This window comes from Bremerella alba (assembly GCF_013618625.1).
Lineage (GTDB): Bacteria > Planctomycetota > Planctomycetia > Pirellulales > Pirellulaceae > Bremerella > Bremerella alba.
Genome location: NZ_JABRWO010000001.1, coordinates 196,202 through 211,708, shown reverse-complemented (window position 1 = coordinate 211,708; position 15,507 = coordinate 196,202). Strand labels below are relative to the sequence as shown.

Annotated in this window: 14 protein-coding genes; 5 read left to right on the top strand and 9 right to left on the bottom strand. The window is 55.5% G+C overall.

Going from position 1 to position 15,507, the window contains the following annotated elements:
• The first annotated feature begins 192 nt into the window (after positions 1-192).
• Positions 193-1,638, top strand: a complete 1,446-nt coding sequence (locus HOV93_RS00795; protein WP_207394541.1) for a sulfatase — start codon at positions 193-195, stop codon at positions 1,636-1,638.
• Between the two features lie 55 nt (positions 1,639-1,693).
• On the opposite strand, the gene HOV93_RS00790 is transcribed toward HOV93_RS00795, so the two are convergent.
• Entirely contained in the window at positions 1,694-2,539 is an 846-nt protein-coding gene (locus HOV93_RS00790; protein WP_207394540.1) for a sugar phosphate isomerase/epimerase family protein, read from the bottom strand.
• A gap of 692 nt (positions 2,540-3,231) precedes the next feature.
• Positions 3,232-4,542, bottom strand: coding sequence for a hypothetical protein (locus tag HOV93_RS00785; RefSeq protein ID WP_207394539.1), 1,311 nt, complete (start codon positions 4,540-4,542; stop codon positions 3,232-3,234).
• Positions 4,543-4,757: 215 nt separating this feature from the next.
• Here HOV93_RS00785 and HOV93_RS26285 point away from each other — a divergent pair, with 215 nt between their 5' ends.
• From HOV93_RS26285 to HOV93_RS00765, 3 genes are all read left to right on the top strand, one after another.
• Positions 4,758-5,429 carry a DUF2500 domain-containing protein gene (locus tag HOV93_RS26285; RefSeq protein WP_315853321.1) on the top strand — a complete coding sequence of 224 codons (672 nt, stop codon included), beginning with the start codon at positions 4,758-4,760 and terminating at the stop codon, positions 5,427-5,429.
• A 115-nt stretch (positions 5,430-5,544) separates the two neighbouring features.
• The gene (locus HOV93_RS00770) at positions 5,545-6,375 is read left to right on the top strand and encodes a purine-nucleoside phosphorylase (RefSeq protein ID WP_207394536.1); all 831 of its coding nucleotides are present in this window, start codon (positions 5,545-5,547) and stop codon (positions 6,373-6,375) included.
• 137 nt (positions 6,376-6,512) lie between these two features.
• A complete protein-coding gene (locus HOV93_RS00765; RefSeq protein ID WP_207394535.1) occupies positions 6,513-7,340 on the top strand; it encodes a purine-nucleoside phosphorylase in 828 nt (275 codons plus the stop codon).
• A gap of 11 nt (positions 7,341-7,351) precedes the next feature.
• Here the strand turns inward: HOV93_RS00765 and HOV93_RS00760 are convergent, their stop codons facing one another.
• The 3 genes from HOV93_RS00760 to HOV93_RS00750 form a co-directional block, all read right to left on the bottom strand.
• Entirely contained in the window at positions 7,352-8,758 is a 1,407-nt protein-coding gene (locus tag HOV93_RS00760) for an ArnT family glycosyltransferase (RefSeq protein WP_207394534.1), read from the bottom strand.
• A gap of 72 nt (positions 8,759-8,830) precedes the next feature.
• Positions 8,831-9,217 carry a VOC family protein gene (locus tag HOV93_RS00755; protein ID WP_207394533.1) on the bottom strand — a complete coding sequence of 129 codons (387 nt, stop codon included), beginning with the start codon at positions 9,215-9,217 and terminating at the stop codon, positions 8,831-8,833.
• Positions 9,214-9,756, bottom strand: a complete 543-nt coding sequence (locus HOV93_RS00750) for a type 1 glutamine amidotransferase domain-containing protein (protein ID WP_207394532.1) — start codon at positions 9,754-9,756, stop codon at positions 9,214-9,216. The genes HOV93_RS00755 and HOV93_RS00750 overlap by 4 nt, the downstream gene beginning before the upstream one ends.
• Positions 9,757-9,955: 199 nt before the next feature.
• On the opposite strand from HOV93_RS00750, the gene HOV93_RS00745 reads away from it, so the two are divergent.
• Positions 9,956-11,608 (top strand): vWA domain-containing protein, encoded by a 1,653-nt coding sequence (locus HOV93_RS00745; protein ID WP_207394531.1) that lies wholly within the window; start codon positions 9,956-9,958, stop codon positions 11,606-11,608.
• Between the two features lie 335 nt (positions 11,609-11,943).
• Here HOV93_RS00745 and HOV93_RS00740 read toward each other — a convergent pair whose 3' ends face one another.
• From HOV93_RS00740 to HOV93_RS00725, 4 genes are all read right to left on the bottom strand, one after another.
• Positions 11,944-12,717, bottom strand: a complete 774-nt coding sequence (locus tag HOV93_RS00740; RefSeq protein ID WP_207394530.1) for a DUF480 domain-containing protein — start codon at positions 12,715-12,717, stop codon at positions 11,944-11,946.
• 174 nt (positions 12,718-12,891) lie between these two features.
• A complete protein-coding gene (locus HOV93_RS00735) occupies positions 12,892-13,398 on the bottom strand; it encodes a DUF1569 domain-containing protein (RefSeq protein WP_207394529.1) in 507 nt (168 codons plus the stop codon).
• A gap of 198 nt (positions 13,399-13,596) precedes the next feature.
• Entirely contained in the window at positions 13,597-14,508 is a 912-nt protein-coding gene (locus HOV93_RS00730) for a TatD family hydrolase (RefSeq protein WP_207394528.1), read from the bottom strand.
• Positions 14,509-14,571: 63 nt separating this feature from the next.
• On the bottom strand, positions 14,572-15,441 hold the full coding sequence (locus HOV93_RS00725; protein WP_207394527.1) for an EboA domain-containing protein: 870 nt from the start codon (positions 15,439-15,441) through the stop codon (positions 14,572-14,574).
• Positions 15,442-15,507 lie beyond the last annotated feature (66 nt).

Here is a 15,507-nt window from a genome sequence, read left to right as displayed (position 1 = left end):
GAAGTCCGCGATTCCGACCTTCTTTTATCAAAGTCTCCGGGCGTTCTCGCCGGCCAGGTTGGGTGCGAAAATGAACGGAGGCTGATCGAGGCCCAGTGAATGCGCCCGTCGCTGAAGAACATTCGATACGGCGGCTAACACAGTCTATAATTGCCAGCAACCCTCCTCGCCCCTTTTTTTGTCGGAGACATCATGCCTGCCGTGCGTCCTGTTTTCACCACTTGCTGTGCGATTCTTCTTCTCGCATTCTTCGGGCAGGTTAGTCGGGCCGAGAAGCCCAATGTGTTGTTCATCATTTCCGATGACCTCGGTAGTCAATCGCTCGGGTGTTTCGGCAACCAGCAGTGTCGTTCGCCCAATATCGATGCGTTGGCTTCGCAGGGGATGAAGTTTGAGCGGACTTACACGCAGTACCCGGTGTGTGGGCCTTCGCGGGCTGCGCTCATGTCAGGCATGTATGCTCAGGCGATTGGGGTGACCTCGAATGGAGCGTCGGAGAAGTTCACCAAGAACCTCGGCGATCGGCCATCGCTGGCTCAGCATTTTAAAGACAACGGTTACTACACGGCCCGCGTGAGCAAGATCTATCACATGCGTGTGCCGGGCGACATTACCGCCGGTGTCGATGGGCCGGATCATGCCGCCTCGTGGACCGAGCGGTTCAACTGTCAGGCCCCAGAGCAGTGGAGCGAAGGAGAGCACACACACCTGACGCGTGAGCGATTGAAGCCGGACCCTCAGCGCGATGTGCACTATGGACTGGGCTATGGGGGTGCGTTTTATGTGGTAAAAACGCCAGGCGATGGTGCCGAGCAGGCCGACATGAAAGCGTCGGCCAAAGCGATCGAAATCCTCGAAGCTCGGGCCAAGGACAAGCAGCCATTCTTCCTGGCGGTTGGCCTGGTTCGACCGCACGTGCCGTTGGTCGCACCGGCGTCTTTCTTCGAGCAGTACCCAGCCCAACAGATGACGCTGCCTGAACAATTGGACGGCGACTGGGAAGATATCCCCAAGGCAGGCATGGTAAAGAACAGCCGTGGCAGCGGGCTCGATACAAAGCTCAAGAAGCAGAAGGTGCTGGAAGCTTATTATGCCTCGGTCACGTTCATGGATGCCCAGGTAGGCAAGATGGTCGCTGCGGTCGATCGGTTGGGATTGGATAAGAACACGATCGTCGTCTTCACTGCTGACCACGGTTATCATCTGGGCGAGCATGAGTTTTGGCAGAAGATGAGCCTGCACGAAGAATCGACGCGAATCCCGTTGATCGTCCGTGTGCCTGGCAAGGACGCGGCGATTACGACAGCGTTAAGCCAGCAGATCGATATCTACCCGACGCTCGCCGAGCTATGCGGGCTGAGCATTCCGACCCATGTGCAAGGAAAGAGTTTAACGCCGGCGTGGAGCGACCCACAGTCGATAATTCACGACGAGGTTTACACGCTGCGAGGCCGAAACGACCACCTGCTACGAACCGCTCGCTGGGCTTACATACGGTACGCCAATGGTGATGTGGAACTTTATGACATGCAGAACGACTCGCAGCAGTTTCATAACTTGGCACAAGATCGCAAGCAGGCAGATACGCTGGCAGAACTGCAGAAGCGTTTGGATAAGAAGTTGGCATCGATCCAATAAAAAAGACCGCCGAGGTCACATCCATCGGCGGCCTGAAGGTCGATTGCTCGGAACCTTACGAGGCGGCCGTTTTGCAGGCCTCAGAAGTGATGTCCAGGCATTGACGAATGTCTGCGACCGGATCCTTTGGGTTCTCTTCGTATTCTAGCGACAGGCAGCCATCGGCTGGGAAGTCGACCTGTTTCAGAGCGCGGATGACACCCACGACGTCGAGATGCCCCTTGCCCAAGATGACCCCTTCGGTGCGATCCTTTTGTTCGGCGAAGTCCTTCAGGTGGATGCCGAACAGGCGACCCTTTAGCAAGCGGATCACTTCTACAGGGTCTTCTCCACTGCGAATGAAGTGGCCCAGGTCGGCACAGGCACCGATGCGAGGATCATGATCTTTGACCGCATTCAGGACATCGAGGGCCGTGTTATAGCGATGCGACGGACCGTGGTTGTGAATGGCAATACGGACGTCGTATTGGTCGACCAATTTGTTCAAGCTTTCAAACGCATCGGGTGATGGGTTAGCGGAAAGGTTCTTGATACCGGCGGCCTTAGCGAACTTGAAGAGGGCCTCGTTCTTGGCGTGGTCCTTGCCGAAGCTGTGGACGCCGTGGCCCAGCATGATCATGCCGTGGTCGGCCATCTTGTTCTTCATCGCGGCGATTTGTTCGGCGGAAGAATTCGTTGAGAAATGGCCGCCATAAAACTCGAGGTGAGCGCAGCCTAGTTCGCCGGCAGTATTAATGGCTTTGTCGACGTCGAAGCCGCGCAGCGAATAGCTTTGCAGCCCGACCTTGAATCCGGGAAAACGATCGGGATCGTATTTGGCCCACACACTACGGACAGGAATGGCAGTCGCGGCGACCGCTGCCGAAGCTGTGGCTAGAAAGTGACGACGAGTGAACATCATGAGGATCGTACCTTTGCGGAAAGTGAGGAGGGGGTGGTCGGCTTATTATACCTGCCCAGCTTGGCTGTTTCATCCTGATTGGGTGGGCACGCATTGCTGTGTAGGTCTCCCGCTTTCTCGAATTCAAAAAATGGCAATCGCGTGTTGATTTTCCGCAACAGGCTTCGCTTTGACGCGATAATCCCTTTGCTTCTCATTTCGAGAGTGACGGGATTCGCCACGAGTCCAACACGAAGGTCTGAATTTGATGGTTCATGCACGTTGCCGCTAAGTGCAGGATATTCCCCCTTGCGAGTGGAAAAATCGGGGCAAATTCAGCGTTTTTCGTAGGAAGACCAAGTTGCAAACTTGGTGTAAGAGTACGAAAGCGAAGTCGTTTACAGAAATATTACGATTGATTTGTGAAAGGGCCTTAACTTGCAGACGCACACACCTATAGTGGAACAGGCACACAGAAACCCACCATTCGCCATGTCGCAGGACGCGATTCCTACCCCCCAGGAAGCGATTTTAAGGAAATGGCTTCCCACGGAATTTTTCCTTGAAAAGGAGATCGCATTGCGTCCTGTTACTCAGCTTGCCCAGAAACCGGAAGTTCGCCAATACGCCACGTTTCTCGTGATCCACGCATTGGTCTACGGAATTGGTTTTACGATTGCCCTTTTACCTTAGGGTTGCGATCCCTTTCTTAGTCAGGTCGCAATCTTCTCTAAAATGGCCTGAACTGCTGCATCTGCCGACGGTAGATCTTCCTGAGTTAATGCTCGAACCGGCAGCGGCATATCGTCCATGCGAGACATCGTTCCGTCATCGGAAAAGCCGGGTCTCTTAATCGGCATAAATACGCTGGGCGTGAAGTCGGTTGCCAAAGGGCGATGCCCGAAAACAACCGTCGGAATTTTCGCCAGCGCGTTCCGGGCGACCTCTGTTAAATCCGAAAGCCACGGACCTTCCCACAGCACGGCCGCATCGACACGGTTCTGTGTGAGTAGCTTGGCTGCCGAGAGGTTATCGGGGTCGAATTGAGGAATTCCTTGTGTCAACGCGGCACTGCCTGGGTAACCGGTGCGAGAAGCGACCACGCCCCCAGCACCAACCCAGTTGGGACCGGGCCGCAAGATGGAAATCGCCCCGCGGGTTTGTTCATGCATCGGTCGCACGAATTGGGCGAGCAGTTCCAGCGGAATCCGGCCAGCTTCGCGGCGGAGAAACGCGTCTCCTAGCACAAAGACAAAGTACTTAGAGTCGCGAACTTGCTGGTACAGCCGCCCAAGACCTTGAGCCGCGTCGGGCATTGTTTCATCAAGCACTTCGTGATTGGTTGGTTTCTCTTGAGCCAGCGAGATCAGGTAATGCAGCGCCGCGATTTGCTGCGACGGGTCGAGAGGGATGAACGCATCGCAGGCGTCGGTTGTTTTGTTTTGGCTACCGATACCCACCAGAGTGCGATCGCTTCTTCCGCCGGGTACAAAGCGGCCGGAAGCTTCGACGCTGTAACGCTGCCAGTGACGCAAGTGGGTTGTCTGCGGATCGCATCCCCAGAAGATCACCAGATCGGCACGTTGACGGATTTCACCCAGCGAGCATGTCACAAGCCCCGTCGTTTGAATCGTACGCCCGGTCGGATCGTAAAAGGTTGGATGCGAGGCATCGACGATTCCACCGACACGATCGGCCAAGTCGAGGGTGCGGCGCACGGCTTCGCTCGACGTTTCGCCCAGTCCGAAAAAGAGGGGGGCCTTAGCGGCGCGAAGGATCTCGGCCGCACGTAGCGATGCCTCGGGCATGGTGGCCGCCTGGCCGTCGACCCGACAGTCGGCCAAGCTAACGTGCTTCTGCCGGTAGTATGCCGACGCCATCGCGCATGCTGGTTCGATCGATTTGACTTCGCCGTTGGCGAGTCCGATCGTCAAGTCATCGCACAAGCATCCACAACCAGGGCAGGGGACATCGTGATGAATTTCTAGCTGAGATGTTTCCGCTTCGGTCATCCGATCAGGCATGTCATTAGGGTGATACAGAGTCGATTCGCTTTCGCCAGTATAACGCTCCGAGAGCTAAAAATCGGGGCCTGTCATCGAATCGGGTCGCAATATTCGCTAACTTGAGACGAATACCCGCTTGCACCGTGTCTGCTTAATCGATTGTCGATCAGGAGTCCCCAGCGTTATGAAGTGCCCCAGTTGTGGAGCGAGTTTGCCGGACGACTCGTTGACGTGTGAATATTGCGGTTCACGCACCACGCCACCGAGTCAGCACCACGCCACCGAGTCAGCACCACGCCACCGAGTCAGCACCACGCCACCGAGTCAGCACCACGCCACCGAGTCAGCAGCACGATCAGGACATTTTTCGACGCATCAAGCAGTCTTCGCACTATGGCGATCGTCTCTCGCCGCAGCGCATCGAGAAACTGCCCAAGCCGGGCGTCGGGCAGATGGTATTTCTGGGTGTCTTTTTCGTGATGTTTTGTGGCGGTACGCTCTTTATTGCGGCGATGGCAATTGGGGTGGGCGGCGTTTTCAGCTTTAGTGGACGAGGATTTCCCTTTTCGATCTTGCCGCTTTGTATGGGGATCGTGCCGATTGGTATGTTCGCGTTTGGCGTGTTTATAGCCATCAAGATGTTCCAGCGATTCCAGTCGATGCGTGACGGTAAGGTGGAAGCCGTACCGGCAATCGTCGCTGGCAAACGCACCCAAGTTTCTGGCGGAAGCGGCGATCGTTCTGCCAGCACGGCTTACTTTGTAACCTTCGAGTTTGAAGATGGCCAGCGTAAGGAGTTCCCCGTTTTTGATGGAAGTCTGTACGGACGTGTTTCGGAAGACGACGCAGGTATTCTCTTTTCACGCGCCCAGTTCGCCGTCGACTTCGATCGCGTTCGGGTTTAATCACCGACTTCATCTCCTCTCGATATCATGCCGGGACTTGTCGCTCGAAGGGAACGTGGCATAATCGGGGGCTACGTTTGCCCATCTGACCAGTTCAAAACGGGAACTCCCGCACATGCTCGATCTATACGACAAAATCCAGGACGCGCTGAAAGTTATCCAAGCGAAATGGAATAAGACGCCCAAGGCGGGCATCATCCTGGGTACCGGGCTGGGCGGCCTGGTGGAAGAGATCGAAGAGGAAGCTTCGTTCGAATACACCGAGATTCCTCACTTCGCAGCGTCCACGGCAACCAGTCATCGCGGGCGTTTGGTTTGCGGGATGCTCTGTGGAGTTCCAGTCGTGGCGATGGAAGGCCGTTTCCATATGTACGAAGGGTACTCGCTCAAGCAGATTACCCTGCCGGTGCGTGTGATGAAGGCCCTGGGTGCGGAACTGCTGCTTTGCTCGAACGCGGCTGGCGGCATGAACCCGTTTCACAGTTGCGGCGATATCGTGCTGATCGACGATCACATTAACTTGATGGGCGACAACCCGCTGATCGGGATTAACGACGATCGCCTCGGACCACGCTTCCCGGATATGTGTGCCCCATACGATCACGAGCTGATCGAAAAGGCCCTGGGGATTGCCCGCAAGGAAGACATCGTCGCGCATCGGGGTGTTTTCGTGGCCGTCGCTGGCCCGAACCTGGAAACGCGAGCCGAGTATCGTTTCCTCCGAGCCATCGGCGCAGACCTTGTCGGCATGAGCACCGTCCCTGAGGTCATTGTGGCGGTTCACTGCGGGCTGAAGACGGTCGGTTTTTCGATTGTTACCGATCTGTGCCTGCCCGATGCGTTGAAGCCGGCCGATGTTTCGGAAATCATCGCGATCGCGAACAAGGCAGAACCCAAGCTGCGAACGCTCGTTAAAGGTGTACTGGCGGAGTACGCCGGAAAGTAACGGCACAGCGAGCGATTTGTTCCCCTGGTTCCCTCGCCCCTTAGGGGAGAGGGCTGGATTCAGGGGCGACGCTGGTACACGGTTGGCCACTTGCCCTCGGTGAGCGAGAGCAGCGGCGAGGGGACAGGAGTTAATGCTTGTTCAAGCTTAAAGCCCAGGTCGAAGATTTGGCTGCTGCCATTCGGCGTCGATGGAACGAACGTCCTTTGGCCGGGATCATATTAGGGACCGGGCTCGGTACGCTGACCGACGGCGTCGATGTCGAAGTCACGATCGACTACGAAGACCTACCGCACATTCCATCTTCTACTGCCCTGAGTCATAAAGGGCGACTCGTATGTGGACGACTGGGCACTGTCCCAGTCTTGGTCATGGAGGGCCGTTTTCATGTTTACGAAGGGTACTCGTTAGAAACGATTACCTTACCGGTGCGTGTGATGAAGGCCCTGGGGGCCAGTATTCTGGTGGTCAGCAATGCCAGCGGCGGCATGAATCCGTTTTATCAAAGCGGGGATATCATGTTGATGGAAGATCACCTCAACTTCATGTGGCGTAATCCTCTCACCGGGCATGGCGATCCGAATCTTGGCCAGCGTTTTACGGATATGTCGAGTCCTTACGACAAGCGGCTGCTCGACGCGGCAGCACGCATTGCCCGGCGAGAAGGAATTCGGCACCATCGCGGCGTCTATGCGGCCATGACCGGGCCGAACTACGAAACGCGGAGCGAGTACCGTTTTCTCAAAAAGATTGGGGCCGACGTGGTTGGCATGAGCACGGTGCCCGAGGCGATCGTCGCTGCCCAGGTTGGCTTGCGAGTCCTGGCCCTTTCGACAGTGACCAATATCTGCCTGCCAGATAATCTGGGAAGCGTCGGCAAGTACGACGTCATTCGTGCCGCACAAGCCGCAGAGCCCCGCCTGCGTTACTTGGTGCGAGAGGTTTTGCTCGAACAGCAAAACTAACCGGCGACGGTCTAAGACGCGTCTTTCTTTCGCCACAGTTGATAGTCGACGTTCGACCATTCGATTTGAAAGCCGTCTTGCTGCAGCAACTGCTCGAGTTCTGGAAGCTGCTCGCTTTGTGTGATGACAACGTCTGCCTGGGCCTGTTCCAGCGTGCGGTTTAATGATGGGTGATTGAGGTCGATCGGATACCCGACCGAGTGTCGTTGCGTATAAAAAGCTAGTACGCGTGGTTTAAAGAACAGGCACGACTCTTCTGGCTTCACGCTCTTGGTAACTTCGGCAAACAATTCTCTCGCCGATGGGCTCTCGGGCCCAGCAATGGGTCCGAATTCTGAAGAGCTGTACTTGCCGGCATAACAGGCGAGTGTAAAGACGACAAAGCCGGTCAAGCAGATCGATCGCCATCGAGTGGATAACGGAACGTTTTCCAGGGCAAACAAAATCCAAAACAGAAAGCCGGGAAGCAGAGGCCAAATCATGCGAATGCCGTTTGCTCCGGGCCAAAGCACGACTAGCAGAAAATAGAAAACGGTTGCGATCGACAAGAGTTGCGGCCTGGGCCAGCTTTCTTTTAGGAAGCCGGTGATACCGATCAGGCTCAAACCAAATCCGGTCGCTGCGGCAAGCCAATTGAGGTGCCCGTTCTTCCAGATGAAAAGAAAGGAGATAGAGTCTGCAAAAAAATTGGAAGTAAGCGAATGAAAGTTGATCTCGGAGAGTTGATCGAGGTAACCAGAGCCACCGATTGGCAGCAGGAATTTTTGGATTGCATAAAATACAATCGCTGCCGTGATGCTTACCACGGCATAGCGAGTCAAACGACGATAAACGAGGAACTCGGTCAGCAGCAGGGCAGGGGGCAAGACGATGCCGACGGTCCGCGTGCCAACAGCAAGATAGATGAGCAGGCCGGTCACGATTGCCGGACCGAAGTGCTGGGAAGGTTGGTCGAAATTTCCACGGTAGCGTTGATAGACCCAAAAGGTGAGCATCCACCACAGCATGAAGAGATGTTCTGAGATAACTTGCTGATTAAAGTCCCAAAATATTGGGCAAAAGCCTAGCAGACCGGCCAGGCAAAGGGACGGCCATGCCGAAAGTCGTCGTGCGAATAAGCTCGTTGAAATAGCCACCATCGCGACGAAGAGCACCAGTATCGCAACACGAAACGCCGTGAAGTCGACGCCAAAGATCGCGTAGATCGGTGCCAGAAATAGCGGGAAGATGGGCGGATAAGCACGTGGTCCAATGACTGCCGCATCGGGGTTATAGATGTACCCGGTGTCGGCGTAGTCTTGAAATGTGGCCAGGTTGAGAGCATGACTCAAGTACTGGGCGAAGTCACCACCCCAGTCATGTCCCTGGCGCATCAACGCAAGCTGAAAAAGAAAAATAGCGACCAGCAGTGCTGCCAAGAAGTTTTTCTGCAGCGACGTCCATCCGTGAACATTTTGGCAATCCGTTGCTTTCACTGCAGTACCGTCATGTTATTTCTCTTGGACGAACTTGTCCTGGTCGATCACTTCGAACATGTAACCGTTGGGATCTCGAAAAAAGAAACGCTCAAAAGGAGTCGGGCGAATCGGTGGAATAACTTCCACGTTTCTCTCGGTTAATCGCTGACGTATTGTCTCGAGTTTGGCAGCAGAAAAGAAAAAAGCGAAGTGTCGACCGAATTCTTGCTCGAATGCAGACACTTCGAAGCCATCGACTTGAAGGACGTGGACCTGTTGTCCCTGGCCGATGTCGAGCCAGTAAGTGGATGGGTCGACATTGCCAGGGCGATGGACTTCCGGCCAGTCGAAGACCTGTTGCAGGAACTGCGCCGTCGAGGCGGAATCGGGCGTGGCGATCGTCAAATGGGCGAGCGTCATGAGGCTTGTTTCTCCAGCACGTCAATGAGCGCTCGGCAGAACGCCGGCAGATCGTCAGGCCGACGACTGGTGACAATGTGGCCATCGACGACAACTTCCGCGTCTTCCCAGGTGACGCCGGCATGGACCATGTCGTCTTGAATACCTGGCGAACCTGTTTGCTTGGTACCGCGGCAGATACCGGCGGAAGCCAAGAGCCAACCCCCATGGCAGATCGCAGCCACCAGCTGGCCTTTTTCGTGGAAGTGGCGGATGATCGTTTTCACTTTGTCTTCGCGGCGGAGCTTGTCCGGCATGAAGCCCCCGGGGCAAACCACTCCGTCGAACGTACTGGGATCGACGTCCGAGATCGCTACATCGGCTTTCGCAGGGTAGGTGTGCTTGCCGTCGTAGGTTTCCCCCGCTTTGAGGCCCGCGAGAACGGTTTCGGCGCCGGCCTCTTGCAAGCGAAGGTGGGGATACCACAGTTCGAGATCTTCATAGATATCACCGACGAAGATGAGAATTCGTTTTCCGGTGAGGGTTTGCTCAGATGTCATGAAAAAATCCTATTTCGTATTCGATGCGCGTTATTGTTTCGAATAATCGTTTCGATTGCCAGTCCCTAGACAACCAGTGCCGTAGCGGGGGCTGTCCGTGGGAATCTTGGACATCGACTCGACCCGACTGAAATGAGGGGTAGAATGAAAAGTCGGTTCGTCCGGTCGTAATTTCTCTTGCTTGGGAGCCCCTGCAGATATGCCACGCCGTAAGAATAATCTGAAGAACGCCGCATTGGGATGGATCTCCGCGACGCTGATGGGCGTGGTGTTGGTGGCTGGTTGCGGTGAAAACGTTAAGTTTCGCAATCCCTTGGCAAAGAATCAGCCCAAGCAAGCGGCGGCTCCTGCTGTGAAGCCGGCTGCCAAACCGAAGGCCGATTCCAAGCCGGCTCAGTCTAAGGAAGCCCAGGCACGCAGCACCATGATTCGCACGACCTCGCTGCGAGGCGGTGGTACCAGCCGCTTTAACACAGGTGGCAAGTCGGTCGGAGCGAATGCGAGCGTCGAGGAGAACGTCGAGCGTTTGCGAACAGAAATCGCCAGCAGCATTGACTTCGCGCCGACGTTGATCGTGTGGGTTGTAGACTCGACTTTGAGTGCTTCCGAGATGCGAGGCTCTTGGGCAAACGCCGCGAAGAAGCTTTACACCGACTTTCAAACCAATGGCCTTCCCGATGGCAAGTCGGCTGAAAGTCTCTCGACGGCTATTGTCAGCTTCGGCGAGAAAACGAATTTCGTGCTCGAGCAGCCTACCACCGACTTTAGCCAGGTGATCGGCAAGCTCTCTGCGATTGAGGTCGACAATTCCGGCAAGGAATCAACCTTCGAGACAATTAGCCAGGTGTTGGACAAGTATGGCCCAATCAAGCAGCAGCAAGCTCGCGAACTGATGGTGGTGATTGTTACCGACGAGGCCGGCGATGACTGGCAGCAGGTCGATGCCGTGGTGGAAAAGGCTAACGCGACCGGTGTGCGAATCTATGCGATTGGTGTGCCAGCCCCGATGGGACGCATGATGGCGGAAGTTGCTCCGCAGGAATCGCGAGCCGACGGGATGCCTGCGATGCTTCAGGGGCCTGAAACACGCTATTCGCAGCGTGTTGATATGAAGTTTAACAGCGGCGGATTTGGCGGCGACGACGTCGATAGCGGGTACGGTCCCTTCGGTTTGACCTATCTTGCCTATCAAACGCGTGGATCGTTTCTCTTGTCCCGACTCCGCTCGGCCGCTTGGCCCGGCAGTGCGATTCGATTCGAGGACGAGGTCATGCGTAAGTATCCTCCGCAGTACCTGACCGACGCCCAGTATCAAGCCAAGCTGGCCGAGAACAAGGCACTCGCCGCGCTGCATCGTGCGGCATCGCAAGGTGAAGTCGAAGCGATGACCTATCCTGCTTCGCAGTTTGTGGTGGAAGACGAAGCCCGTCTGAAGAACGCTTTGGATGGGGCCCAGCGTACCGCCGCTCGCTTAGAGCCGCTCGTGAACGCTATCTACGATCCTCTAGCCGATGGGGAGAAGGACCGCGATAAAATCACCGATAAGCGATGGCAGGCCAGCTATGACCTAGCCCTAGGCCGAGCCGCTGCCGTCAAAGCACGCGTCGATGGTTACAACCAGATGCTGGCGATCTTGAAGGGGGGCAGAAAGTTCGAGGATCCTTCGCATAACACGTGGAACCTAGAGCCAGCCGATACGCTGGAAGAAGCTGGTAGCCGACTGGAAAAAACACGGCTACAGGCCAAAGAGTACCTAGAGCGTGTCATCAAGGAGCATCCCGACACGCCGTGGGCTTACTTCGCCGAAAAAGAGTTGGAAGCTCCCATCGGTTGGAAGTGGGTCGAGTACTAATCCCCTTTGGGCGAGCTGTCCCGGTGACTCGCTGGTAGCGCAAAACAAAGGCCGACACCGCATATAGCGGTGTCGACCCAAGCGGAACGCTTCACAGCAAGGGCCATTCTCAATCAGGGCGTTGCTGTCAGCAATCGGCGCAGCGATGAACGCTGGCTGATTCGTCAAAACTAAAACGCACCTTCAACAGACGTTAACGCGCAAAGCAGGTTCTGCCACCTTTGGTAGGGGGCGAAAAGGAAGTTGTTCGGACGCCCCCAACGCTGCGAAAGTCGCTCGGTACTCGTTCGCCAGGGGCGATCACTATGCGTTGTGGATGAACGTAGTGATTCTTCTCAGGTCATGTTCGACCAAAGGTCTTCCATGTCCTTTTTGATGCGTTCAATTTCCGCTTTCAGAGTTGCCACTTCTTCGCGGAGCTGCGCAATTGAAGCACTATCGGAAGACGATGATGCTACAGCAACAGGCGGAGGAGCCGTCGGAGTAGGATTCACCGGGCGTTGGACAGGCTCGGCGATGGAAGTCGCATCAGGCGGTTCCACTTCCGATTCAACAGCCCGACCGCCGCCCATTTGAGTGCGCTGTTGGGCCAGTTCCTTCTCAGAAAACAAAGCATGTGTGACGACCTGACCTCTTCCCTTGGGTGTAAGAGGAATCACTAGCTTTTTGCGCTGCAATTCATCCAAGATCGGCTGCAGAGAGCCCATGTCCGGAATCTTGCCCATGCGAGCCGCCCGTCCGCGCAGCTCGCCAATGGTTTGCGGGCCGCGTAATAGCAATTCGGCCATCACGGAGAGCTCGTTGCCATCGCAGCCGAGCCAATCTTTACCATAGTGCCGAAATTTGACGACACGACCATCGCCATGCACTTCCGCAACCGCTCCCATTTCGCGGAGCTGCTCTAGGGTTTCCTCAATCTCCCAGCTTTCGACGTTCAACTGAGGATCGCGATTGCTTTTCTGGTTGCTGCCGGTCGTTAGACCGTTCAGGGACATAGGGTAAGAGTCTGGCGTCGTCTTGGCTTTCTCGATCAGCACGCCCAGTACGCGGCGCTGAATTTTGGAAAGGGGACGCCAAGCTGGCTCTAGGGGTTGCGAATCTTCGGACATGGATGGGGTCTTTCCTGAAACGACACAACAGGGTTTGTCGCGCAGGATACGACGCCAAATGCCAAAAGGCAAGGTCCGAAGGCGATCAACCTGAATAACGGCACAACGAATAGCGCGCAATTCGTTGTGCCGCGCAAGGTGGTCTATCTAGCCGGCACCCAATGTTTGTTCTGCCTAGGCAGTAGCGTCTTTGGCCGCCGGAATAAGGAATTCCAGATGATGCTGGCAGTGCCACAGGTGAACCTTTCGCCACTGCTCGTTCGTCAGATTGCCGAAAAGCGGCGACGGGACAAACTGGGCATTCGGATCGGTAATACGAGCGATGGCAGCCTCGAGCTGTGGAATCGCCATTTGATCCTCTTCCCATTCCCCAGGGGTTAGTTCCCTGAGCGTTGGCATCTTGGCCGGCAGATGCTCGTTCCGGAGGATCTTGCTCAGATACATCATACGGGCAATCGGTCGAACAATCGCAGCATAGAACGGCGCCGGCGGAAAACCGTCGAGCGACGCATCCATGAAACGCGATAGGTGGTCGCAAATTTGCCCAAGCGACCACTTGGATACACGGTGGTAACCCACCCGAGAAAGACTTCTGGCCTCGCGGAGAACATCTTCATAGTTCTCAAAACGAAGCTCGCGGCGCGACAACTTGTCGCTTGCGCCATTGCGATGAAAGCTCATAACACGCCCTAGGTAAGCTGGTCCAGTCTGTTGGATCGCAAACGTAGCGACCCGCAAGGCAAAGTGCTGGGTGCCTCTGGATAGCGAAAGATAAACGCGGTTCCGAACGCGTTCACCTTACTTTGGTGCCTAGCGTCTCTGTTCAGTTGCTTCCCTTACGGGAAGCCGTTCCTCTTCAAGCTGGAAGACGTTATGAGCTTATTGAATGATACGATCGTCTTCTGGCTTATCGACTCGCGGATCTTGGCCACCCCGCAGAACGCTATTCCCTTCAAACAACGTACGTTGATCGATGGGTTCTGGGGTCAGCCAATCCGATTCCTCGAACTGACCGCTCTGACCATATGCGGCCAAAGCGTTCTTATAACAGGTTAGCTCAACGTGTTCTTCAGGGACACCCCGCTCTAGCATCAAATTGCCAGTTTTCGGGACGGCTAACGGGTCTGAAACACCCCAATCGGCGGAGGAATCGACAATGATTCTCTCTGGTCCGTACTTCTTAACGACCTCCACCATTCTTTCATTCCCCATTTTTGTCTTGGGGTAGATGGTGAATGCGGCCCAGTAGCCGCGACGCAGGACCTCTTCGCAGGTCTCTTCGTTGTTGTGGTCGATTACCACTAAATGGGGTGGTATCTCGTGTTCTTCGATGATGTCCATGCTGCGATAGGTGCCCTGCTTTTTGTTGCGATGGGGCGTATGAATCAGCACCGGTAAATCGACTTCCTTCGCCATCTCTAGCTGAATGCGAAGGTACTTTTCTTCCAATGCTGTCATGTCGTCGAAACCGATTTCGCCAACCGCCACGACGTTCTCTTTGGCGAGAAACAGCGGCATGATCTCCATCACCTCTTCGGCCAAGGCTTCGTTGTTGGCTTCCTTCGAGTTCAGCCCGATGGTGCAGTAGTGGCGAATACCAAACTGAGCCGCGCGGAACTTCTCGAAACCGACCAGGCTACTGAAATAGTCCTGAAATGAACCAACGTGCGTACGCGGCTGACCGAGCCAGAATGCCGGCTCAATAATCGCCGCCACGCCAGCTTTGGCCATCGCTTCGTAATCGTCGGTTGTACGCGAGGTAACGTGAATGTGGGGGTCGATGAATTTCATGGTTTGTCAGTTTTAAATGTTCAGATTTCAGTTTTCAGCAAAAGCGTGGGGGCCATGCTGGCACTAGTAAGCTTGCTGGGCGATTTCGCGCCAGGTGAGTTCACCACTTTCAGCACGCTTGGCAATATCTGGATTGGTTTTCAGGATGACATCGGCTTCATCAGATGCGGTCGCGACCAAGGCCAGTGCTATGGCCGACTTTTCGAGCAACTCGCCTGACGCGTACAGTGCTTTCATGTCTTCTAGTGCTATTTCATCGGCAAACGGGGCGGCGACTCGCCACAACTCTACGGGAATCGGTCGTTTGGCTGCGCGGCGCTCGTGCGCGAAGTCGATCAGCATCCGCGCCAGTTCCGGGTTCACACGACGATCGAGCCCTTCGATAGGATCCAAGGCCACGCCGATGAACAGTGCCTTGAGGATCATCTGATTCCAGGCATGCTCTGACATCAGTTCCATGGGCAGCGGGTTGTCATGGGCGATCGACTCGAAGATCGATTTGATGTTGGTGCGGATGCCTTCGGACAAGCGATCGTCGAACAGCTCTTGGTGAGGGAGCAACTGCAAGGCTTGGTAAAGGCATACCTGTTCGCGGATTTCAGCCGTTTGAAAGAGTTTCTCCAGCGACGCTTGAAAAGCCGCGTCGTCTTCGGAGGGAAGCGATATCAGCAGCAGAACGCGAGCCGCTTGATCGATTGTCCACGAATGGGGCATCCAGCCTGGCCGAGCTTCGGCGGCGTCGCCAAGGTCTCGCTCGGTTAGCTCGAGATCAGCCTTACCAATCTTCCGCGGAGCGAAACCAAAGGCCATGTACAGCGATTTGAGATCACCGGTGGTGACCGCTTCGCGCTGCGAGCCGAGCCAGGCTTGGCCAGCATCGGAGGCCTGACGCAGAATCCAATTCTCTAACAGTTGAACTGGCGTGTAGGACATAGGATCGACCTGATCGTCAAGTGATGGTTCCCTTGTCGCAATGAAAAGCTTCAAGGCACCTCGTTT